A 21,222-nucleotide genomic window follows, 5' to 3' on the forward strand; every position below is an offset into this window, starting at 1 on the left:
CCAAGATGCTGATTATTCCCGCTATCGATCTCAAGGACGGTGCTTGCGTGCGCCTGCGTCAGGGCCGCATGGAAGACTCCACGGTGTTCTCCGATGACCCGGTGAGCATGGCCGCCAAATGGGTCGAGGGTGGCTGCCGCCGCCTGCACCTGGTTGACCTCAACGGCGCCTTCGAAGGCCAGCCGGTCAACGGCGAAGTGGTTACTGCCATCGCCAAACGCTACCCACAACTGCCGATCCAGATCGGCGGCGGTATCCGTTCGCTGGAAACCATCGAGCACTACATCAAGGCCGGCGTCAGCTACGTGATCATCGGCACCAAGGCGGTCAAGCAGCCTGAGTTCGTCGCCGAAGCGTGCAAGGCGTTTCCGGGCAAGGTCATCGTTGGCCTGGACGCCAAGGACGGTTTCGTCGCCACCGACGGCTGGGCTGAAGTCAGCTCGGTGCAGGTGATCGACCTGGCCAAGCGTTTCGAGGCTGATGGCGTGTCGGCAATCGTCTACACCGACATCGCCAAGGACGGCATGATGCAGGGCTGCAACGTGCCCTTCACCAAAGCCCTGGCCGAAGCCACACGCATCCCGGTGATCGCCTCGGGCGGCATCCACAACCTGGGTGACATTCGTGCCCTGCTCGACGCCAAGGCGCCGGGGATCGTCGGTGCCATCACTGGCCGGGCGATCTACGAAGGTACCCTGGACGTCGCCGAGGCCCAGGCCTTCTGCGACACCTACCAAGGCTGAGGAGCAACCCATGGCACTGGCCAAGCGCATCATCCCTTGCCTGGACGTGGACAACGGCCGGGTGGTCAAGGGCGTCAAGTTCGAGAACATCCGCGATGCCGGTGACCCGGTAGAAATCGCCCGTCGTTACGACGAGCAGGGCGCCGACGAGATTACCTTTCTCGACATCACCGCCAGCGTCGATGGTCGTGACACGACCTTGCATACCGTCGAGCGCATGGCCAGCCAGGTGTTCATCCCGCTGACCGTGGGCGGTGGCGTGCGCACCGTGCAGGATATTCGCAATCTGCTCAATGCTGGTGCCGACAAGGTCTCGATCAATACCGCAGCGGTGTTCAACCCCGAGTTCGTGGGTGAGGCTGCGCAGCGTTTTGGCTCGCAGTGCATCGTGGTCGCCATTGACGCGAAGAAGGTCTCTGGCCCGGGCGAAACCCCGCGCTGGGAGATTTTCACCCACGGCGGGCGCAAGCCGACCGGGCTCGATGCAGTCGAGTGGGCGAAGAAGATGGAAGGCCTGGGTGCCGGTGAGATTCTGCTGACCAGCATGGATCAGGACGGCATGAAAAACGGCTTTGATCTGGGCGTGACCCGGGCCATCAGCGATGCGCTGGGGATTCCGGTGATTGCCTCAGGTGGTGTGGGCAACCTGCAGCACCTGGCGGACGGCATTCTGGAAGGGCATGCCAGCGCGGTGCTGGCAGCGAGTATCTTCCACTTTGGCGAATACACCGTGCCCGAGGCCAAGGCTTACATGGCCGCGCGCGGTATCGTCGTTCGCTGAGCCATTGTATTGGGGCCGCTTTGCGGCCCTTCGCGGGTAAACCCGCTCCCACAGGGTCACGGCGGCGCTGCAAAACCTGTGGGAAGGGTTTACCCGCGAAGGGCTGCGAAGCAGCCCCAATAGCAGTCAACCGTGATTTTTGCCGAGCAACGCGTGATACAGCTCGGTATCGCCAAGAATCCCGACCACCTTGTCGTTATCCTGCAACACCAGCTTGTTGCCGGTCTGATAGCGAATCTGCAGCGCTTCGCGCATGCCGATATCGGCGTGCACCACGGTCGGGCGACGGTCGAGCAACGCCACATCCTGCCCCGGCGCCCAGTTCTGCATGTCCATGCCGTTCTGGCCCTGGCGTGCGCGGGTCAACGAGTTGCCTTCGCCCAGGTCGAGCCAGGAGTCGCCACTCGGGTCCAGACACACGGAGCCATTGACGCGCTTGCACTTGTCCAGGGTGCGCATCAGGCTGCGTCCGCACAGCACGTTGAGTGGGTTGGTGTGGGCAACGAAGGTGCGCACGTATTCATCGGCTGGGTTCAGCACGATTTCTTCGGGCTTGCTGTACTGGATGATCCGGCCGTCTTTCATGATCGCGATGCGGCTGCCCAGCTTGAGCGCCTCGTCGAGGTCGTGGCTGACGAACACGATGGTCTTGTTCAGCTTGCTCTGCAGCGCCAGCAGCTCGTCCTGCAGGCCTTGGCGGATCAGCGGGTCGAGGGCCGAGAACGGTTCGTCCATCAGCAGAATGTCGGCATCCATGGCCAGGGCGCGGGCCAGGCCGACACGCTGTTGCATACCGCCGGAGAGCTCATCAGGTTTTTTGTTGCGCCACTGGGTCAGGCCAACCAGCTCGAGCTTCTCGTCCACCAGCTTGCGCCGGTCCTTCTCGGGCCTGCCTTGCATCTCCAGGCCAAAACTGATGTTTTCCCGCACCGTCAGCCACGGCATCAGGGCGAACTTCTGGAACACCATGGCGATGCGCTTGGTGCGCATCATCTTCAGTTCGGCCGGGGTGCAGTGGGCGATGTCGATGTGCTTGCCTTCGTGCTCGACAAACAGCTTGCCGCGGCTGACCGTGTTAAGGCCGTTGATGCAGCGCAGCAGGCTCGACTTGCCCGAACCGGACAAGCCCATCAGCACGCAGATTTCGCCTTTCTGGATGTCCAGGTTGGCCTTTTCGACGCCGACCACCAGGCCGGTCTGCTTGAGAATCTGCTCGCGGGTCTGGCCCTGGTCGAGCAGCGACAACGCCTCGCGCGGCTTGTTGGTGAAGATGACGTCGACGTCTTCGAATCGAATGATGCTCATGCCTCACTCCTTGCCGTAGCTTCAGGTTGCTTGCAGATACGGTCGAGCATGATTGCCAGCAGCACGATCGCCAGGCCTGCTTCGAAGCCCAGGGAGATATCAGCGGTGTTCAGTGCGTTGACCACAGGTTTGCCCAGGCCGTCAGCGCCGACCAGGGCGGCGATCACCACCATCGACAGCGACAGCATGATGCATTGGGTGACGCCAGCGGCAATGCTCGGCATTGCGTGCGGCAGTTCGATGCGCGTCAGCAGTTGCCGGCGCGAGCAGCCAAAGGCCTTGCCGGCATCGAGCAGCTCTTGCGGTACGTCGCAGATGCCCAGGTAGGTCAGGCGAATCGGCGCGGCAATCGCAAACACCACGGTAGAGATCAGCCCCGGCACTACGCCCAGGCCGAACAGGGTCAGGGTTGGGATCAGGTAGACGAAGGTGGGTACCGTCTGCATCAGGTCGAGTACCGGGCGCAGGCCGGTGTAGAACATCGGTTTGTGCGCGGCAAGAATGCCCACCGGCACGCCGATGGCAACGCATACCACCGTGGCGAAGGTGACCTGGGCGAGGGTCTCCATGGTTTCCTGCCAGTAGCCCAGGTTGAGAATCAGCAGAAACGACAGTGCGACAAAGGCCGTCAGCGACCATTTGCGCTGGATCAAGTGCGCCAGCGCGGCAAACAGTGCGATCAGCACCAGTGGGTTGAACCAGGTCAGGGCGCTGGTCACCCCGTGAATCATGAACTCCAGGCCTTGAGCGATGGCATCGAAATAATCTGCGCCGTTCTGAGTCAGCCATTCGACGAACGACGCGATGTACTGCCCCAGAGGTATTTTCTGATCAATAAGCATGATAGCGAGCTTCCACCTGCATAGATTGGAATCAGTCCGGGGCAGGCACGGTCCTGCCCCGAGAGAGTGCCGGTTGTGTGTTGGTTATTGCGCCAACTTGGCCTTGGCTGCCTCCAGCCCTGGTTTGCCATCTACGGTGGTGACTCCGGCGAGCCAGGTATCGAGCACTTGTGGGTTGTTTTTCAGCCACGCCTTGGCCGCGGCATCAGGCTTCATCTTGTCGTCGAGCACATTGCCCATCAGCTCGCTTTCCATGTTGAGCGAGAACGACAGGTTCTTCAGCAACTGGCCAACGTTGCTGCACTCCTGGGTGTAGCCCTTGCGGGTGTTGGTCAGCACGGTGGCCTTGCCAAAATCAGGGCCGAAGAAGTCGTCGCCGCCGGTCAGGTACTGCATCTTGAAGCGCTTGTTCATTGGGTGCGGTTCCCAGCCGAGGAACACCACCGCTTCACCGCGCTTCTGCGAGCGATCGACCTGCGACAGCATGCCTGCTTCACTGGACTGGACGATCTTGAAACCGGCCGTCTTGAGGCCGAAGGCATCCTTGTCGATCATGCTCTGGATGGTGCGGTTGCCATCGTTGCCAGGCTCGATGCCGTAAATCTTGCCGCCCAGTTCGTCTTTGAATTTGGCAATGTCGGCGAAGTCTTTCAGGCCCTTGTCATACAGCGCCTGTGGCACTGCCAGGGTGTACTTGGCGTTTTCCAGGTTGGCGCGTACGGTCTCGACGGTACCGGCGTCGCGGTACTGTTTGATGTCGTTTTCCATGGTCGGCATCCAGTTGCCGAGGAATACATCCAGATCCTTGCCTGCGGCCAGCGACTTGTAGGTTACCGGGACCGAGATCATGGTGGTGTGGGTCTTGTAACCCAGCGCTTCGAGCACCGCACTGGTAACCGCCGTGGTTACCGTGATGTCGGTCCAGCCGACATCGGAAAAACGTACCGTCTGACACTGTTCCGGCTCTGCAGCCTGAGCCAGCAACGGTGCCGTGAGCATCGCAACCAGCAACAGCGAGGGTGAACCTTTCATAGGTGGACTCCTGTAGTTTTTTCTTCGGGTTCGCGTGGGTCGCCGGGGCTTCTCAGGGTCCGGTCGACCAGGCCTGCAGAGGGCAGGTTGCGTGGCCGTGCAATACGAGTCGCTTTCGATAATCCTCCAGCGCCGGGCAATCGCCTACTGCCTGAGTCGCATCCAGTACAGGATGGGTCGTATCCAGTACGGGCAATGTCGCATATGGATTTTTCCACCCCCTGCACCCCCTCTTTGCGGCATTTGCCCAGCCGAAAACGGCTTGAACAGTGGCGTAGCAGCGCCAGTACATCGCGGCGCGGCCTGACAAAAGTACGTCGGTTGCAGACGGCGAGTGGCGGCGCAAAAGGCTGATGATGCGGGTAATAGCGGCAGCTCGCAGGTTCAGCCTAGCAGTTGCCAGACGCGCCACATGGCGCGGCCAGACAAGCCCAGCAAGAGGTGTTCCGACCATGGCCATCAGCGTGTTCGACCTGTTCAAGATTGGTGTAGGGCCTTCCAGCTCGCACACTGTCGGCCCAATGCGCGCCGCAGCGCTGTTCGTCGAGGGTTTGCGTGAGCGCGGCGAGCTTGAACAAGTGACGCGTATCGAGGTGCGCCTGTATGGCTCGCTGTCGGCCACCGGCATCGGCCATGGCACCGATCACGCCACCATCATGGGCCTGATGGGCGAATGGCCAGACGCCATTGACCCAAGCCAGATCGTCCCGCGTATTGCCGATCTGCGCGAAACCAATACCCTGTTGCTGGACAACCGCCTGCCGGTCGAATTTGTCTGGGCGCGCGACATGCTGCTGCTCGACGAGAACCTGCCGTACCACCCCAACGCCATGACCTTGAAGGCCGAGGGCGCGCACGGCGAGCTGCACCAGGACACTTATTACTCGGTTGGCGGCGGCTTTGTGGTCGACGCCAAGCAGGCTGCCAGCGGTGTGCTCGATGCAGATCAGACCGAGCTGCCGTACGATTTCAACAGCGCTGCCGAGTTGCTCCGGTTGTGCAAGCAAAACGACCTCAGCGTGTCGCAATTGATGCTGGCCAACGAGAAGGTCTGGCGCAGCGAGGCAGAGATTCGCGCCGGCCTGATCAAGCTCTGGAGCGCCATGCAGGACTGCGTCAACAACGGCTTGAAGCATGAAGGGATCCTGCCTGGTGGGCTCAATGTGCGTCGCCGGGCAGCCAAGCTGCACCGCAGCCTGCAAGAGCTGGGCAAGCCCAACGTGATCGGCTCGACCCTCAGTGCAATGGAGTGGGTCAACCTGTTCGCCCTGGCGGTCAACGAAGAAAACGCCGCCGGCGGGCGCATGGTCACCGCGCCTACCAATGGCGCTGCCGGGATCATCCCGGCGGTGCTGCATTACTTCATGCGCTTCTCCGACGTGGTCGATGAAAGCCACGTCGTTGACTTCCTCCTGGCTGCAGCTGCGGTAGGCATTCTGTGCAAGAAGAACGCCTCGATCTCGGGCGCCGAAGTGGGCTGCCAGGGTGAAGTCGGCTCCGCCTGCGCGATGGCCGCCGCCGGCCTGGCTCAAGTGCTTGGGGCAACTCCGGCGCAACTGGAAAACGCCGCCGAAATTGCTCTGGAGCACAATCTCGGCCTGACCTGCGACCCGGTCGGCGGGTTGGTTCAGGTGCCGTGCATCGAGCGCAATGCAATTGCCGCAGTGAAGGCAATCAACGCAGTGCAGATGGCCTTGCGCGGTGATGGCGAGCACTTCATCTCGCTCGATCAGGTAATCCGCACCATGCGCGATACCGGCGCCGACATGCACGACAAGTACAAGGAGACCTCCCGCGGAGGTCTTGCCGTCAGCGTCATCGAATGCTGATTCAGCGTTGATTCCCAAGGGCCGCATGCGGCCCTTTTTTGCAGCCGAATGTGCACCTCGCACAACTCGAAATTGCCATTAATGACCACTGCGCCTCTTTTTGGTGCGCCGGTCATCTGTATTTTCAAACAAGTTGTTTAACAGGCTGATACTGGAGCGGTGACAGGGTTACATGTCGTTTAGAGACATGTTTCCCAGCACTGCTACTTAAATGCTCACTGGCGATAACGAAAAGCCCTACGGCGGGGCTTGCGGCTAGAACTATCGCGGTAGCAGAAGCCCATGGCCGCTGGTGCGCAAGGTCGTTTTTGGACTTTGTTGGCGGGCCATTCAATTTAGGCATGCCAATTGCGTTGTAATCGGTAGTGCTATTAACAGAGCCCCCGCAGACGAACTGGGGCCATGACAAGAACCAGTGCCCGCCTGAGGCACCCCTGTATTTGAGTGAGGAGAAATCGCGATGACGTCGTACACTTCCGGGACCCAAACCCAGAACCGCAGCGCACCCCAGTCCATCGGATTTCTTCTCCTGGACAACTTCACCCTGATATCTCTGGCGTCGGCGGTAGAGCCGCTGCGCATGGCCAACCAACTGTCGGGTCGCGAGCTGTATCGCTGGCATACCCTGACCGTCGATGGCGGCCAGGTGTGGGCCAGCGACGGCCTGCAGATCACCCCGGATGCCTCCATGCACGCCGCGCCGCAGATCGATACGGTGATTGTCTGCGGCGGTGTCGGCATTCAGCGCACGGTTACCCGCGAGCACGTCACCTGGCTGCAGGCGCAAGCGCGTCAGTCGCGTCGCCTCGGTGCGGTGTGCACCGGCAGCTGGGCCCTGGCCTGTGCCGGCCTGCTCGACGGCTTTGATTGCAGCGTGCACTGGGAGTGCCTGGCGTCGATGCAGGAGGCGTTCCCGCGGGCCAACATGAGCACCCGCCTGTTCACCCTCGACCGCAACCGCTTCACCAGCTCCGGTGGCACCGCGCCGCTGGACATGATGCTGCACCTGATCAGCCGTGATCACGGCCGTGAACTGTCGGCAGCCATCTCCGAGATGTTTGTCTACGAGCGCATCCGCAACGAACAGGACCACCAGCGCGTGCCGCTCAAGCACATGCTCGGCACCAACCAGCCGAAGCTGCAAGAGATCGTCGCGCTGATGGAAGCCAACCTCGAAGAACCGATCGATCTCGACGAGCTGGCAGTCTATGTCGCCGTCTCGCGTCGTCAGCTCGAGCGCCTGTTCCAGAAGTACCTGCATTGCTCGCCGTCGCGTTACTACCTCAAGCTGCGCCTGATCCGCGCCCGCCAGTTGCTCAAGCAGACGCCGATGTCGATCATCGAAGTGGCTTCGGTGTGCGGTTTCGTTTCCACGCCGCATTTCTCCAAGTGCTACCGCGAGTACTTCGGCATTCCGCCGCGCGATGAGCGCGTCGGCTCCAACACCACCCAGCAGGTGGCAATGATGCCAATTCCGCAGGCCATGACCCTGTCGCCGCACAGTGGGCCGTTGGCTGCACTGAGCCAGGCGCGCAACGAGTCGACGTTTGCCAGCGTAAGGCTGTAACTCTCAGCAGGCCTTCGCGGATTTGCCGCGAAGGCGGGGCTAGGTAGCGTGAATCGGTTGATAATGATTCTCGACTACAGGTAACATCGCCGCCCCGAGCATTGCTGGCATACCACCCCGTGGCGGACGACAAACTGCAGCTGTACCTGAGCCACCGGGCGGCGTTGCTTGATTACGCCGCGCCGATCGTGGGTTGCCGCGCCCGCGCCGAGGATGTTGTGCAGGAAGCCTGGTTGCGTTTCAGCCGCCAGGACGACAGCGCCGACATCCGCCATCCAGCCAGTTACCTGTACCGCATCGTGCGCAACCTGGCGCTCGATCAAACCCGCCGCAATGCCACCGAAAAGGCCCAGCCCGGCGGCGATGAGCTGCTCGCCGATATACCCTCGAGTGGCGCCTCCCCGGAGCAATCCGTCAGCCAGCAGAATGAGTTGGCAGCCATCAGCCGCGCGCTGGAAGAGCTGCCCGAGCGCACGCGTCTGGCGTTCGAGATGCATCGCCTCGGCGGCTTCACCTTGCAGCAGGTGGCCAACCACCTGAACGTCTCGGTCAGCCTCGTCCATCAGCTGGTACACGATGGCCTGCGCCATTGTCTGGAGCGGCTAGAGGGCGATCTTTGAAAGCATCTGTGAAAAAACCACGTGCTGCCGCGTCTTTTGCTCAACGGGCCGACTCTATGCGACCCTTCGCGCCCGCTAATCCACAGGAGACTGGCCGCACATGACGTCAGCAGACCCCGCTTCCAGCCGTCGTGACCAGGCGCTGGACTGGCTCCTGCGTGTGCAGCAGGCGCCCGACGACATTCAGCTGCGGGCTGAGCTTGCGCAGTGGTGCGCCAGCGATGTGGCCAATGCCGAGGCCTATGGCAAGGCCGAGCGGGTCTGGCGCCTGACCGCTCAACTGACGCCGACCAGCGCTGCCCAGTGGCCGCTGCCGGTAACCAGCAATCCCGTTTCGCTGCCGCCAGCGGCTCGGCCAACGCGGCGCCGGCGGCGCTGGCTCGGCGCGGCTGTAGCTGCCTGCTTGCTGGTGGCGCTGGCGCCTTCGCTCAGCTTGCGCATGCAGGCCGACTACCGCACCGGCCAGGGCGAGACCCGCGACATTACCCTGGCAGATGGCAGTGTGGTGCAGATGGACAGCGACAGCGCCATCGCCGTCCAGTACGCCGGCACTCAACGCGATGTGCGTCTGCTCGCCGGGCAGGCCTTCTTCAAAGTCACCCCGGACGCTACCAGGCCGTTTCATGTCCGCGCCGACGCTGTGCAGGTGACGGTTACCGGCACTGCTTTCAATGTTGAGCTGCGCCCGCAGCAGGTGGACGTCGAGGTCGAGCACGGCTCGGTGCGCGTCGCTGATGCCAGCCAGGCGCGGGTGTTGTCCAGCGCGCTGACGGCCGGGGAGCGCCTGCGCTATATCGACGGGTTGGTCCAGGTCCGCACTTTCCAGCCGTCGCAGGCGGCTGCCTGGCGCAAGGGGCAGTTGATTGCCGATGACGTCTCGATAGCCGAGCTGATCGACGAGCTTGAGCGTTACCTGCCAGGCAAGGTGCTGTTACGCGACCAGAGCCTGGGCAGCAAACGCGTGACCGGTGTGTATGACCTGCGCAAACCCCAGGCGGCGCTGAACGCCGTGTTGCGGCCACATGGTGGCAAGGTCGAAAATTTTGGCCCCTGGTTGCTTGTTGTCAGCCGGCCTTGAGACCTGTTCGGGGCTGAGCGACAGCCCTGAAGCTGCTCCCAGAAAAAATATTTCAAAATTTTCTGAAAAATCCGCGAACCACCCCGTCTTCTACCCCGCGCGCAATAACTGAGATCGATTCGTATTCTATTTGCTACCCGGACTGTGTTCGGGGCGGGGACGTGGGATGACTGTAGTAACAAGCCGTAGGTCGCGCCCAGCGCGGGGTTGGTCGTTGCGCCTGAAGAACGTCGCAGGCAGCGGCATGCTTGGGTTGTGCTGCTTGTTTGGCGCGCTGCCAGCGCATGCCGAAGAGGCCGCCGAGCGCACGCTGTTGAGCCAGGTGCACATGTTCGACATCCCCGCGCAGAACCTCGCTATCGCGCTGATCAACTTCGGCCAGCAGAGCAACCTGCAGGTGACGGTCGACCCAGACCTGCTCGACGGCCTGCAATCGAGCGCCATCAGCGGCCAGTTCAGCAGCGAAATCGCCCTGTCGCGCTTGCTCCAGGGCAGCGGCCTGGCCTGGGACTACGAGTACGGCGCGCTGGTCTTTCGTCGCCTGCAAAGCGCCGCCGACGGCGCGCTGGAGCTGCATAACACGGTGGTTTTGGGCGATACCGAAGAAAACAGCTACATGGGCGCCACGGTCATCGACCGCAAGGCGATCAAAGCATTCCCCGGGGCCAATGGCGACATCACTACGCTGCTGCAGATGCACCCCAACGTGCAGTTCAGCACCGACCAGAAAAGCTCGAACACGCCCGGCGAAATCGACCCGGCCGACATCAGCATCAACGGCGCCAGGTTCTATCAGAACAACTTCATGATCGATGGCATCTCGATCAACAATGACCTCGACCCCGGTGCCCACGGTTACAACGAAACCCGCCAGTTCGACTCGGCGCCGAGCCGCTCCCACGGCATCGCGCTGGACGCCGACCTGCTCGAAGAAGTGAAGGTCTACGACAGCAACGTGCCGGTCGAGTTTGGCGGCTTCAATGGCGGTGTGGTCGATGCCATCACCCGCCGCCCGAGCCAGGATCTGCACGGCAAGATTTCCTACGCCATGACCCGTTCGGAGTGGACCAGCTACCACATCACCCGGGAAAACAAAGAGAACTTCGAGACCTCGTCGAACGAGAAAAACCAGCCGGAGTTCACCAAGACGACATTGCGCGGCACCCTCGAGGGCCACCTCACCGACAACTTCGGCGCGTTGCTGAACTTCTCGCAGAAGCGCTCGTACCTGCCCCTGCGCGGCTACGCCAACGGCTACAGCAGCCCCACCAGCGACAACGACCAGGAGCAGACCCGCCAGCTCGACAACTTCCTGCTCAAGACCTACTGGACGGTCAACGACCGCCTGACCCTGGACACCTCGATCGTCTACGCGCCACAGGAAAACACCTACTACCGGGAAGACTACCGGGACTCCGGCTACACCAATATCAATGGCGGCTGGCAGGGCTCGTTCAAGGCCATCTATGAGGGCGACAACGCGCGCTGGACTCAGCAACTGGCCATGAGCGATCTGTATGCGTCGCGCGAGTCTGATCGCGATCAGGAGATCAAGTGGTACTGGTCCGATAGCAAGGACTGGGGTAACCCGGGCCTGAACAATGCGCGCAGCTCGGAGGGTGGTTTTGGTGATATCTACCAGACCCAGCGCAGCCTCGACTACAAGCTCAAGGCCGACTGGCAGACCTTCAACCTGGGCAGCAGTACCCACAGCCTGACCACAGGCCTTGAACTTGGCTACCAGCAAGCCACTTGGGAGCGGGAAGACTCGGCGTTGTCTATCACCACCCTCAAACGCGACAACGGTGCCTGCGGCGGCAGCGACCCATGGTGCTCCAACGGGTTGCTGCTTACTGGTCAGAATCGCCAATGGGGCTCGGCGATGATGAACTACGGTGCCGGCAAAATCGACATGGCGCAGAAGAAATACGCTTTGTTCATTCAGGATGAAATCGGCTACGGCAACCTTACCCTGCGCCCGGGCCTGCGCTATGAGGGTGACGACTACATGGAGAAGAAAAGCCTGGCGCCGCGCTTTGCCGGCGACTACGACTTCTTCGGTGATCGCAGCACAGTGCTGGTGTTCGGCGCCAACCGTTACTACGGTCGCAACCTTTTCAAGTACCGACTTGCCGATGGGCGCCAGGGTTTTACCAATCGTTATACCCGCACTGCCCAGTCTGACGACTGGACCCTGGCCAGCCGCAACCCGAACCTGAGCAAGTTCTCGACGATGGACATCCCCTACGACGATGAGTGGATGCTGGGTCTCAATCAACGCTGGTTCAACACAGAATTCCAGCTCAAGTACGTCAACCGTACCGGCAAGGGGCAGATCTACCGGACTCGTCCGTATTACTACCTCGACGCCAAGGACATCCCCGAAGGCTACAGCAAGGATTACTACACCTACCTCAATGCTGGCAGCAGCAAGAGTGAAAACCTCAGCCTGACGGTCACGCCGATGCAGCCGCTGCGTTTCCATGGCACCAGCACCAGTGTGCAATTGGCACTGGACTGGTCGCGTTCCAAAAATGCTTATGGCGCCACCTACGAAGCAGGCCTGGACGGCGACCAGCTGGACAACGAAGACGTGGTGCTCGACGGCAAGCGCATCGCTTACCACGAACTACCGGCCAGCGACTTCAATCGGCCGTGGACCGGGCGCCTGACCACCATCACCGACATCCCTCAGTGGAACCTGTCGGTAAGCAACTTCTTCCGCTACCGCGGCCCGTACGACCAGGTAGTTGGGGTCAGCCCGGATGCCGAGGTCAACGGTGAGGTGCTCAAGCGTTACGAAACCGTAGCCACCCCCGGCGCGCCAACCTGGGACATGCGTGTGGCCTGGGAGATCCCGACCGGCAAGGACCAGGCGATGTTCGTCAATGTCGACGTGACCAACGTCACTGACCGGGTCAACAAGATCGCCAGCCGCGAGTCGGTCAGCCTGGTCAGCTACGAAGTCGGCCGCCAGTACTGGCTGGAAGTCGGCTACCGCTTCTGATCCTCCTATAAAAAACCGTGGACACCTTGATGAAAAAGCTCATTGCCGGCCTGCTTGGCCCGCTGCTGCTCGGCGCCTGCGCAGCGCTGCCTGACGCCGATAGACCGCTGCCGTGGGACACGGCAGTCAGCCAGGGCACCCTGGCCAACGGCCTGCAATACCGGCTGGTGCGCGAGACCAGCCAGCCCGGCCGGCTCGATTTGCGCCTGGCGGTGAACGCCGGCTCCATCGACGAAGCTGAAGACCAGGTTGGCGTCGCGCACATGGTCGAGCACTTGCTGTTCCACAGCCGCGCCGGGCAGAACAGCAACGTGCGCGAGCGCATGACCGAGCTGGGCTGGGTGCAGGGCAGGCACTTCAATGCCATGACCAACTATGAACGCACCCAGTACATGCTCAGCCCGCCGGCTGGCGTGAAGCAGACGCCGCAGGCCTTGCAGGTACTTGCAGACATGGTTTTTGCGGCTGACTACACGGCGGCGGACCTTGAGCGCGAGCGGCCGATCGTCATCGAAGAATGGCGCGGCGGCCTTGGCGTGGCCCAGCGCATGAACCAGCAGCGCACGGCGTCGCAGCGGGTCGGCTCGCGCTACCCCGAACACCGCACCATCGGCAATGAAGCGGCGATCCGCAGTGCCAGCCTGGGCAGCCTGCAGGCGTACCAGGCGAAGTGGTACCAGCCTGGCAACATGGTCATCTCGGCGGTCGGTGACTTTGAACCGGCGGCGATGTTGGCGCAGATCGTGCAGGCCTTCGGCAAGGCCGCTGGCACTGGCAGCCCGGCGCGGGCCTATCGCGACCTGCCGCTGGACAACAGCCTCAAGGTCTTCCACCTGCACGACCCGCAGTCGGGCAGCAATCAAGTCTCGCTGCTGCTGCGCCTGCATGAGCCGGACAGCCGCGGCAGCAGCCGCAATGCCTTGCGTGAGCGGCTGATCGACCGCATGACCCTGGCCGTCCTGCTCGACAGCCTGCGCCGCCAACCGCTGCAACCGGGCGTGCGTAGCCTGATTGCGCAGAAGACCCTGATTGGCAGGCAGTCGACCGTGCTGGGGATCGCCGCCAGTGTCGAGGGCCAGGCCCACGATCAGGCGCTACGCCAGTTGCTCAGCGAGATCGAGCGGCTGCGCCAGCATGGGTTCAGCGAGGCCGATTTCCAACGCGAGCAGGCGCATATTCGCGGCCTCGGTGAGAAGACGGTGGCCAATACCAAACCGCGCAGCTTCGAACAGTGGGTCGAGCAACTGAGCAACGCTACTGCCCCTGAAGGGCGGGTGACCGATCGTCAGGCCACCGCCGGGCGTTATCTCGAAGTGCTTGAGCAGATCGATCGCAGCGACCTTGAGCAGCGCCTGCAGCGCTGGCTCGCCAGCCGTGACCGGGTGCTGCAGATCAGCGCGCCAGAGGCCAGCCTGGTGCGCCTGCCGACGGTCGCGCAAGTCGAAGCGCTGCAGGCAAGCATTGCCCAGACACGCCTGTCGGCACCCGTCAGCGAAGCGCCCAAGGTCGCTGCAACGCCTCGCTTCGAGCTGCCTGCACCCGGCCCGGCCGGCACCATCGTTGCGCGCAAGGCTTTTGCTCAAGAGCAGGTCGAGCACTGGCAGTTGAGCAACGGTGATCGGCTGGTCTGGCTGCGCCGCAACGGCCCGGACGGCAAGTGGTTGCTGCAAGCGGAATCATCGGCGGGCTACAACATCGACGGTGCGCCGGCCTGGCGCTTGCAGATGGCGGCGCAACTGGCGCTGGCCAGTGCCCCGCAGGCAGGCGCAAGCCAGGCGTTGACCGAGTGGCGCAAACAGCAGCGCGCCACCATCAGCCTGGAGCACTCACCGCAGCGCCTGCAGATGAACCTCAACGCAGCGCCCGAGCAGCTGCCAAGCCTGTTTCAGAGCTATCGCCTGAGCCAGCAGGCGAACATCGACCCGGCGCTGTTCAGCGAGGCACGCGCGGATCTGCTGGCTCGCAGCAACAGCCGCCCGGATGATGTGCGCAGCCAGCAGGACAGCCAGCAGCGTCGGCTCAAGTTCGGCGCCGATGTGTGGCAGTCGCCAACGCCTGCCACGCTGCAAGCGTTGACCAGCGAGCAACTGCGTGCTGATTGGCAGCGCTTGGCGGGTGCGCCTGTCACCTACTACCTGATGGCCGCCATTGATCCTGCCCAACTGGAGCCGCTGGTGCGCGAGCAGCTTGCCAGCGTGCCGCGCACGTCCGCCTTGCCGAGCAAGCCGGTTATGCAGCAACCCGGCCAGCGTCGGCATGACCTGGCCATCGCGCTGGAGCCCAGGGCCGTGCTCGAGGCCAGCAGTTATCAGCCGCAGGCCTGGAGCCCTGAAGCGGCCATGCGCGTGGCCACGCTGCGCGATCTGGCCAACCAGCGCCTCAAGCAGCGCCTGCGCGGGGAGGCCTCGGGGATCTACCGCTTGCAGTTCGACAGCGAACTGAACCCACAGACCCAGCGCATCGAGAGCCGCTTGAACTTCACCTGCGACCCGGCCCGGGTCGATGAGCTGTGGGCGCTGGCGCAGCAGACCCTGGCCGAACTGGATGTGGATGCACAGTGGGTCGCCGTGCAACGAAGCGAACTGTCCCGCCAGGAAGCCAAGCGCCGCGACGACCCGCAGACTCAGTTCAAGCGCTTGATCCTCAGCGAACGTCACTGGCAAGACCCACGCTACCTGCGCACCCAGGCGCAGTTGCCGGCGGCGCTAAGCTTGCCGGCCCTGCAGCAGCAGGCGCGGCTGTTGTTCCCGCAGGATAATCAGGTGCAATTGCGCTTGCTGCCGTCGGTGACTGCGCTGGAGCAGGCGCTGTGAATACGCTGCGCAGATTCGTTCGTCTGAGCCGGCCCTTTTGGCATGATCGCGGCCAGTGGCAGGGCTGGTTGATGCTGGCGGCAGTGATCGGCCTGGGCTTGCTGGTGGTGCAGATCAACGTGCTGATCAACAGCTGGAGCAAGACTTTCTACGACACCCTGGCGGCGTTCGATACCGCTGCCTTGTATGGGCTGGTGGGCCAGTACGCGCTCTACCTGGGCGCTTACGTACTGATCATCGTCGGCCTCGATTACATCCGCAAACGTCTTGAACTGCGCTGGCGCCAGGCCATGACTGCGCGCCTGACCGATGCCTGGCTGGCTGATCACGCTTTCTATCGGCTGGGCCTGAGCGGCGAGCCGGACAACCCTGACCAACGTATCGCCCAGGACGTCGACCTGATGGTGGGGCTTAGCATCGAATTGGTGGCGTCACTGGTGATCAACCTGGCCCAGGTTGGCGCCTTTGCGCTGATCCTGTGGAACCTGTCCGGGGTGCAGACCTTCAGCCTGTTCGGCGCGACCGTTACCGTGCACGGCTATCTGCTGTGGATCGTGGTCATCTATACCCTGACCGGCAGTGTCCTTACGCACCTGATCGGTAAGCCGCTGCACGCACTGAACTACGAACGCGAGCACCGTGAGGCGGACTTTCGCGCGAGCCTGCTGCGCAAGCGCGACCATGCCGAGCAGATCGCCCTGTACCGCGGCGAAGGGGTCGAGCGCGAGCAACTGGCCCGGCGTTTTCAGGCGATTGCGAGCAACTGGCGGCAGTTGATCGGCCGTGAGCGCGACCTGAGCTTGTTTACCGTCGCCTACCAGCGCTTGAGTCTGATCATTCCGGTGTTCGCGGCCATGCCGGCGTTCATGAGCAAAGCCATCACCCTGGGTGGTTTGATGCAGATCCGCAGCGCGTTCAGCGCCGTGCACGATTCGTTGAGCTGGTTCATCAAGCTGTACAACAAGCTGGTGCGCTGGAGCGCGGCGCTGGAGCGGCTGGATCAGTTCGAGCGGGCCATCGAAGCCAGCCGGCAGCAGGTAGTCAGCGCGCCGCAGGGCAGTTGCCTGTGCGCGCAAGGGCTGACCCTGTGCCGGCCAGATGGCAGTGCGCTGCTGAGCAATCTCGATCTGCGGGTGGGCCAGGGCCAGTGGCTGCGCCTGGCCGGTCGCAGCGGATTGGGCAAGTCGACCCTGCTGCGCACCCTGCAAGGCTTGTGGCCGTACTGCCGGGGTAATTGGCAGTTGCCGCCTGGGCGCAGCCTGCTGCTGCCGCAAAAGCCGTATCTGCCGCAGATGCGCCTGGATGAACTGCTGGCGTATCCGCAGTTGCAGCGTTTCGACGATGTGCTGTTGATCGACGCACTGGTCAAGGTCGGTTTGAGCGAGCTGGTCAGCCGCCTGGGTGACGAAGCAGAGTGGGAGCGGGTGCTCAGTGGCGGTGAACAACAGCGCCTGAGCCTGGCGCGGGCGTTGCTGTACCAACCCGACACGCTGTACCTGGACGAAGCCACCAGCCAGCTCGACTTCAACGCCGCCTATGGCCTGTTGCGCATGCTCCGTCGCGAGTTGCCGCAGTGTACCGTGGTAGGCGTGACCCACCAGGTCGGCCTCGGCGAATTGTTCGAGCGCACGCTGGAGCTGGAGCCCCAGCCCCAGCCCCAGCCCGCATGAGCCGAATCAGGCGCGCTTGTTGAACTGCGCCAACGCCGGCAGCAGCTGTTTTTCGATGGCCTGGCGCACTGCCGGGAGGATCGTCGCGCTGCCGGTGTACATCTGCTCGACCATGCCCTTGAGTGCACGTGCGTTGGGTTCGGTCAGCCCGCGCACGACCACTTCGCAGGCTTGCTCGGCGCTGGCGCCGGCGGGAATATCAAAGCCGCGAGCGCGCATTTGCCCCAGCAGGTCGTCCTGATCAATCAAATCCGCATGCATCATGGTTGTTGTCCCTTCTTATCGCCAAGAGAGTGCTGCTGTGATTTACGACCGATTCTGTGACGACCGCGACATGCCCGCAACAACAGAATGCCGACATGGCTGCTTTGGCTATGAACAGGTCGCTCATGGCTAACTCGATCAACCAATGGGCCCGCACACTGGGGTCATTCACCGCAACGTGGGGTTTGGTCACCCTGACTCGTCACAGTGAATATCGCTCACTCTCCCGCCCCGACAGCTCACGGCTTGTCGGGGTTTTTTTTGCCCGGTAGCTGCAAGGTACGACCGATCCATGTGTCTGCTGGCAATGGCGCTTGAGCCGCAACCATGGCCTGCAGTTGCGACCGGCTGTAGTCGCTGAACGGCGCCGCACTGGGCCCGGCCAGGTCCACGTGCAACAGCATCTGCTCGCTGGCCGCCAGTGCCTGTTCGAGGTCTGCCCGGTGCAGGCTGTGGTAAAGGTGCAGGCGTTTGCTGTCAAAGCCGAGGATGTGGGTTTGCACCCACACCTCGCTGCCCAGTTTGACCTCGTGCAGGTAGTTGATATGCGCCTCGAGGGTAAACAGCGAATGGCCGCTGTGCCCACGCGCGTCGGCGTCCAGGCCGATCTGCTCCATCAGCGCATCGGTGGCGTAGCTGAAGATCAACAGGTAATAGGCATCGCGCAGGTGGCCGTTGTAGTCGACCCAGTCCGCCTGGACTGGGGTGCGGTAGGTAATCTGTGCAGGCATCGTCTGCTCCTCAGTCCGCAAAGCTCATGCCGTGCTGGGCTTTGCTGGTTTTCACCGCTTCCAGCACGGCCAGCAGGGTGTCGTCACGGTAGCGTTCAAGGGCCGCGATACTGCGCTCGCCGAGTTGCTCCGAGGTGCCGGCAACCACGTCTTCGATCAACTGTTCGCTGAGCTCCGGCGCGGGTAGGTAGGTCCAGGGCAGCTTCAGCGCCGGGCCGAACTGGGCCATGAAGTGGCGCATGCCAGCGTCGCCACCCGCCAGGGTGTAGGTGAGGAAGGTGCCCATGAACGACCAGCGCAGGCCGGCGCCAAAGCGGATCGCATCGTCGATCTCGCCGGTGGTGGCGACGCCGTCGTTGACCAGGTGCAAGGCCTCGCGCCAGAGCGCTTCAAGCAGGCGGTCGGCGATAAAACCGGGGACTTCCTTGCGCACGTGCAGCGGGCGCATGCCGAGCGCGGTGTAGATGACCTTGGCGGCTTCGATGGCCTCGGCAGCGGTATTGCGGCCGCCAACGATTTCGACCAGCGGCAGCAGATAGACCGGGTTGAACGGGTGGCCGACCACGCAGCGTTCCGGGTGGCTGGCCGACTCGTAGAATTCACTCGGCAGCAGCCCTGAGGTGCTCGAGGCGATGATTGCAGCGGGCTTGGCGGCAGCGCTGATGCGCGCATGCAGATCGAGCTTGAGCTCCAGTCGCTCGGGTGCGCTTTCCTGGATGAAGTCGGCGTTGCGCACGCAGTCTTCGATGCTGTCGACAAAGCGCAGCCGCTGTTGCGTGGCACCTGCGGCAAGGCCTTGCTTCTCAAGCGCGGGCCAGGCATTGGCAACCCGTTGGCGCAGGGCTTGTTCGGCACCGGGGGCTGGGTCCCAGGCGATTACATCAAGGCCGTGGGCGAGGGCGCGGGCGACCCAGCCGCTGCCGATGACGCCACTGCCAAGCGCGGCAAAAGTCTTGATATCGGTAATGAAAGGCATGTTTGACTCCTGAGGGAATTACCGGCGCTTGAGGTTCATTTTTGCCCGACCTTCAGCCGGCGTGAGCACGCGTGCACCGAGCCGGCTGAGGATCTCCACGGCACGCTCGACCAGCTGGCCGTTGCTGGCCAGCACGCCTTTGTCCAGGTACAGGTTGTCTTCCAGACCGACCCGCACGTTGCCGCCGAGCAGCACGGCTTGCGCGGCCATCGGCATCTGCATGCGGCCAATGCCGAAGCCAGCCCAGGTCGCACCCTGCGGCAGGTTGTCGACCATTGCCTTCATGGTGCCGGTGTCGGCTGGCGCGCCCCAGGGGATGCCCAGGCACAGCTGGAACAGCGGGTCATCGAGCAGGCCTTCCTTGATCATCTGCTTGGCGAACCACAGGTGGCCGGTGTCGAAGATTTCCAGCTCGGCCTTGACCCCCAGCTCGGTGATCCGTTTGGCGCCCGCGCGCAGTTGCGCCGGAGTCGACACATAGATGGCGTTGCCGTCGCCAAAGTTGAGCGTGCCACAGTCCAGCGTGCAGATTTCCGGCAGCAGCGCCTCGATGTGCGCCAGCCGCTCCAGCGGGCCGATCAGGTCGGTGCCGGGGCCGAAGTCCATCGGCGACTCGCCCGGGCCGATTTCCAGGTCGCCACCCATGCCGGCGGTGAGGTTGACGATGATGTCGACGTCGGCCTCGCGGATGCGCTGCATGACTTCGCGGTACAGCTCGACATCGCGGCTGAAACGGCCGGTCTGCGGGTCGCGGACATGGCAGTGGACGACCGTGGCGCCGGCCTTGGCGGCCTCGACCGCGGCGGCGGCGATCTGCGCCGGGGTTATCGGCACCAGGTGGCTCTTGGCGACCGTGTCGCCAGCGCCGGTGAGGGCGCAGGTAATGATGACGTCGTGGTTCATGCTGGGGGTTCCTGGTCTAAATACGGGTGCAGGGCTCCCGCACCGACCGGTTGAACCGGTCAGTGGGCGGAAAAGCCGAATCAGTTGGCGCTGAGCTTGAGGTTGTCGGCAGCCGGCTTGCCGTCGAAGGTGGTCACCCCTTCAAGCCAGCGGGCTTTGTCTTCGGGGTGCTCCTGCAGCCACTTGCGGGCTGATTCCAGCGCGTCCTTGTGATCGAGCAGCGGCTGCATCATGCGGCTCTCGGTCTCGGCGCTGAAGGTCAGGTTGGCCAGCAGCCGGCTGGCGTTGGGGCAGCGCTCGGCATAGTCAGGCGCGGTCACCGTCCACACTGTGGCGCGGCCTTCGTCGGGGCCGAGGGCGTCTTCACTGGCGCCCAGGTAGACCATGTCGATGTTGACGTTCATCGGGTGTGGGGTCCAACCGAAGAACACCACCGCTTCCTTGCGCCGTACCGCGCGGTCAACCGCCGCGAGCATGCCGGCCTCGCTGGACTCGACCAGCTGGAACTTGCCCAGGCCGAACTGGTTCTTGGCGATCATTGCCTTGATCTGGGTATTGGCACCTGAGCCGGGCTCTATGCCGTAGATCTTGCCGCCCAGCTGCTTCTCGAACTTGTGGATGTCGGCAAAGCTTTGCAGGCCCTGATCGGCCAGGTACTTGGGCACCGCCAGGGTAGCGCGGGCATCGTTCAGGCTCGGCTCAGCGAGCACCTTGACCTGCTTGGCCTCGACGAACGGGGTGATGGTCTGGTTCATGATCGGGTTCCAGTAACCGAGGAACATGTCCAGGCGCTTGTCGCGGATGCCGGCAAAGATGATCTGTTGCGAGGCACTGGTCTGTTTGGTCTGGTAACCCAGGCCATCGAGCAATACCTGAGCCATCGCGCTGGTGGCGATGACGTCGGTCCAGTTGACCACGCCGAGGCGAACCTTCTGGCACACCGCAGGTTCGCCAGCAAATGCTGGCAGGGCAAAGCTGGTACTCAACACAAGGGGTAACAGGCTGCGGCGGATCAAGCTGTGCATGGTGGCTCTCCATCGGCAGTGCATGTTGTTATGGTG

17 protein-coding genes are annotated in these 21,222 nt (G+C 62.9%); 9 read left to right on the plus strand and 8 right to left on the minus strand.

Features of this window, described 5'->3' with window-relative positions:
* The first annotated feature begins 5 nt into the window (after positions 1–5).
* Positions 6–743 carry a 1-(5-phosphoribosyl)-5-[(5-phosphoribosylamino)methylideneamino]imidazole-4-carboxamide isomerase gene (gene hisA / locus ACIOAU_RS19290; RefSeq protein ID WP_101322499.1) on the plus strand — a complete coding sequence of 246 codons (738 nt, stop codon included), beginning with the start codon at positions 6–8 and terminating at the stop codon, positions 741–743.
* A 10-nt stretch (positions 744–753) separates the two neighbouring features.
* The gene (gene hisF, locus ACIOAU_RS19295; protein ID WP_101322498.1) at positions 754–1,524 is read left to right on the plus strand and encodes an imidazole glycerol phosphate synthase subunit HisF; all 771 of its coding nucleotides are present in this window, start codon (positions 754–756) and stop codon (positions 1,522–1,524) included.
* A 126-nt stretch (positions 1,525–1,650) separates the two neighbouring features.
* On the opposite strand, the gene choV is transcribed toward hisF, so the two are convergent.
* The 3 genes from choV to ACIOAU_RS19310 all read right to left on the minus strand — a co-directional run bounded on the left by choV (position 1,651) and on the right by ACIOAU_RS19310 (position 4,703).
* Positions 1,651–2,829, minus strand: coding sequence for a choline ABC transporter ATP-binding protein (gene choV, locus ACIOAU_RS19300; RefSeq protein ID WP_101322497.1), 1,179 nt, complete (start codon positions 2,827–2,829; stop codon positions 1,651–1,653).
* Positions 2,826–3,674: a choline ABC transporter permease subunit gene (gene choW, locus ACIOAU_RS19305; RefSeq protein WP_178080849.1), complete on the minus strand. Its 849-nt coding sequence runs from the start codon at positions 3,672–3,674 to the stop codon at positions 2,826–2,828. The genes choV and choW overlap by 4 nt, the downstream gene beginning before the upstream one ends.
* 81 nt (positions 3,675–3,755) lie before the next feature.
* The gene (locus ACIOAU_RS19310) at positions 3,756–4,703 is read right to left on the minus strand and encodes a choline ABC transporter substrate-binding protein (RefSeq protein ID WP_101322495.1); all 948 of its coding nucleotides are present in this window, start codon (positions 4,701–4,703) and stop codon (positions 3,756–3,758) included.
* A gap of 452 nt (positions 4,704–5,155) precedes the next feature.
* Between ACIOAU_RS19310 and ACIOAU_RS19315 the strand changes: the two genes are divergently transcribed.
* The 7 genes from ACIOAU_RS19315 (at position 5,156) to ACIOAU_RS19345 (ending at position 17,287) form a co-directional block, all read left to right on the plus strand.
* Entirely contained in the window at positions 5,156–6,532 is a 1,377-nt protein-coding gene (locus tag ACIOAU_RS19315) for an L-serine ammonia-lyase (RefSeq protein ID WP_101322494.1), read from the plus strand.
* Positions 6,533–6,992: 460 nt separating this feature from the next.
* The gene (locus ACIOAU_RS19320; RefSeq protein WP_101322493.1) at positions 6,993–8,099 is read left to right on the plus strand and encodes a GlxA family transcriptional regulator; all 1,107 of its coding nucleotides are present in this window, start codon (positions 6,993–6,995) and stop codon (positions 8,097–8,099) included.
* A 119-nt stretch (positions 8,100–8,218) separates the two neighbouring features.
* Positions 8,219–8,719 (plus strand): sigma-70 family RNA polymerase sigma factor, encoded by a 501-nt coding sequence (locus ACIOAU_RS19325; RefSeq protein WP_150572808.1) that lies wholly within the window; start codon positions 8,219–8,221, stop codon positions 8,717–8,719.
* Between the two features lie 100 nt (positions 8,720–8,819).
* The gene (locus ACIOAU_RS19330; protein WP_401184006.1) at positions 8,820–9,797 is read left to right on the plus strand and encodes a FecR family protein; all 978 of its coding nucleotides are present in this window, start codon (positions 8,820–8,822) and stop codon (positions 9,795–9,797) included.
* A gap of 166 nt (positions 9,798–9,963) precedes the next feature.
* Positions 9,964–12,804 carry a TonB-dependent receptor plug domain-containing protein gene (locus ACIOAU_RS19335; RefSeq protein ID WP_401184009.1) on the plus strand — a complete coding sequence of 947 codons (2,841 nt, stop codon included), beginning with the start codon at positions 9,964–9,966 and terminating at the stop codon, positions 12,802–12,804.
* 29 nt (positions 12,805–12,833) lie between these two features.
* Positions 12,834–15,617: an insulinase family protein gene (locus ACIOAU_RS19340; protein ID WP_401184012.1), complete on the plus strand. Its 2,784-nt coding sequence runs from the start codon at positions 12,834–12,836 to the stop codon at positions 15,615–15,617.
* Positions 15,614–17,287: an ABC transporter ATP-binding protein/permease gene (locus tag ACIOAU_RS19345; protein ID WP_401184015.1), complete on the plus strand. Its 1,674-nt coding sequence runs from the start codon at positions 15,614–15,616 to the stop codon at positions 17,285–17,287. Before ACIOAU_RS19340 ends, ACIOAU_RS19345 begins: the two co-directional genes overlap by 4 nt.
* Before the next feature lie 6 nt (positions 17,288–17,293).
* On the opposite strand, the gene ACIOAU_RS19350 is transcribed toward ACIOAU_RS19345, so the two are convergent.
* The 5 genes from ACIOAU_RS19350 to choX all read right to left on the minus strand — a co-directional run bounded on the left by ACIOAU_RS19350 (position 17,294) and on the right by choX (position 21,186).
* Positions 17,294–17,551, minus strand: coding sequence for a hypothetical protein (locus ACIOAU_RS19350; RefSeq protein ID WP_101322488.1), 258 nt, complete (start codon positions 17,549–17,551; stop codon positions 17,294–17,296).
* Positions 17,552–17,790: 239 nt separating this feature from the next.
* On the minus strand, positions 17,791–18,282 hold the full coding sequence (locus ACIOAU_RS19355; RefSeq protein ID WP_101322487.1) for a thioesterase family protein: 492 nt from the start codon (positions 18,280–18,282) through the stop codon (positions 17,791–17,793).
* 10 nt (positions 18,283–18,292) lie between these two features.
* Complete coding sequence (locus tag ACIOAU_RS19360) at positions 18,293–19,258, minus strand: L-carnitine dehydrogenase (protein WP_401184018.1); 966 nt, start codon at positions 19,256–19,258, stop codon at positions 18,293–18,295.
* A gap of 18 nt (positions 19,259–19,276) precedes the next feature.
* Entirely contained in the window at positions 19,277–20,161 is an 885-nt protein-coding gene (locus ACIOAU_RS19365; protein ID WP_101322485.1) for a 3-keto-5-aminohexanoate cleavage protein, read from the minus strand.
* A gap of 80 nt (positions 20,162–20,241) precedes the next feature.
* Positions 20,242–21,186: a choline ABC transporter substrate-binding protein gene (gene choX, locus ACIOAU_RS19370; RefSeq protein WP_150570468.1), complete on the minus strand. Its 945-nt coding sequence runs from the start codon at positions 21,184–21,186 to the stop codon at positions 20,242–20,244.
* Positions 21,187–21,222: the final 36 nt, after the last annotated feature.

Origin of the sequence: Pseudomonas sp. NPDC088322 (genome assembly GCF_044740745.1) — a bacterium.
Lineage (GTDB): Bacteria > Pseudomonadota > Gammaproteobacteria > Pseudomonadales > Pseudomonadaceae > Aquipseudomonas > Aquipseudomonas shirazensis.

What these genes read in the sequence shown, in the direction of transcription:
- hisA (WP_101322499.1), top strand. Translation starts at nt 6, where the DNA reads ATGCTGATTATTCCCGCTATCGATCTCAAGGACGGTGCTTGCGTGCGC.
- hisF (WP_101322498.1), top strand. Translation starts at nt 754, where the DNA reads ATGGCACTGGCCAAGCGCATCATCCCTTGCCTGGACGTGGACAACGGC.
- choV (WP_101322497.1), bottom strand. Translation starts at nt 2,829, where the DNA reads ATGAGCATCATTCGATTCGAAGACGTCGACGTCATCTTCACCAACAAG.
- ACIOAU_RS19310 (WP_101322495.1), bottom strand. Translation starts at nt 4,703, where the DNA reads ATGAAAGGTTCACCCTCGCTGTTGCTGGTTGCGATGCTCACGGCACCG.
- ACIOAU_RS19315 (WP_101322494.1), top strand. Translation starts at nt 5,156, where the DNA reads ATGGCCATCAGCGTGTTCGACCTGTTCAAGATTGGTGTAGGGCCTTCC.
- ACIOAU_RS19320 (WP_101322493.1), top strand. Translation starts at nt 6,993, where the DNA reads ATGACGTCGTACACTTCCGGGACCCAAACCCAGAACCGCAGCGCACCC.
- ACIOAU_RS19330 (WP_401184006.1), top strand. Translation starts at nt 8,820, where the DNA reads ATGACGTCAGCAGACCCCGCTTCCAGCCGTCGTGACCAGGCGCTGGAC.
- ACIOAU_RS19335 (WP_401184009.1), top strand. Translation starts at nt 9,964, where the DNA reads ATGACTGTAGTAACAAGCCGTAGGTCGCGCCCAGCGCGGGGTTGGTCG.
- ACIOAU_RS19340 (WP_401184012.1), top strand. Translation starts at nt 12,834, where the DNA reads ATGAAAAAGCTCATTGCCGGCCTGCTTGGCCCGCTGCTGCTCGGCGCC.
- ACIOAU_RS19350 (WP_101322488.1), bottom strand. Translation starts at nt 17,551, where the DNA reads ATGATGCATGCGGATTTGATTGATCAGGACGACCTGCTGGGGCAAATG.
- ACIOAU_RS19355 (WP_101322487.1), bottom strand. Translation starts at nt 18,282, where the DNA reads ATGCCTGCACAGATTACCTACCGCACCCCAGTCCAGGCGGACTGGGTC.
- ACIOAU_RS19360 (WP_401184018.1), bottom strand. Translation starts at nt 19,258, where the DNA reads ATGCCTTTCATTACCGATATCAAGACTTTTGCCGCGCTTGGCAGTGGC.
- ACIOAU_RS19365 (WP_101322485.1), bottom strand. Translation starts at nt 20,161, where the DNA reads ATGAACCACGACGTCATCATTACCTGCGCCCTCACCGGCGCTGGCGAC.
- choX (WP_150570468.1), bottom strand. Translation starts at nt 21,186, where the DNA reads ATGCACAGCTTGATCCGCCGCAGCCTGTTACCCCTTGTGTTGAGTACC.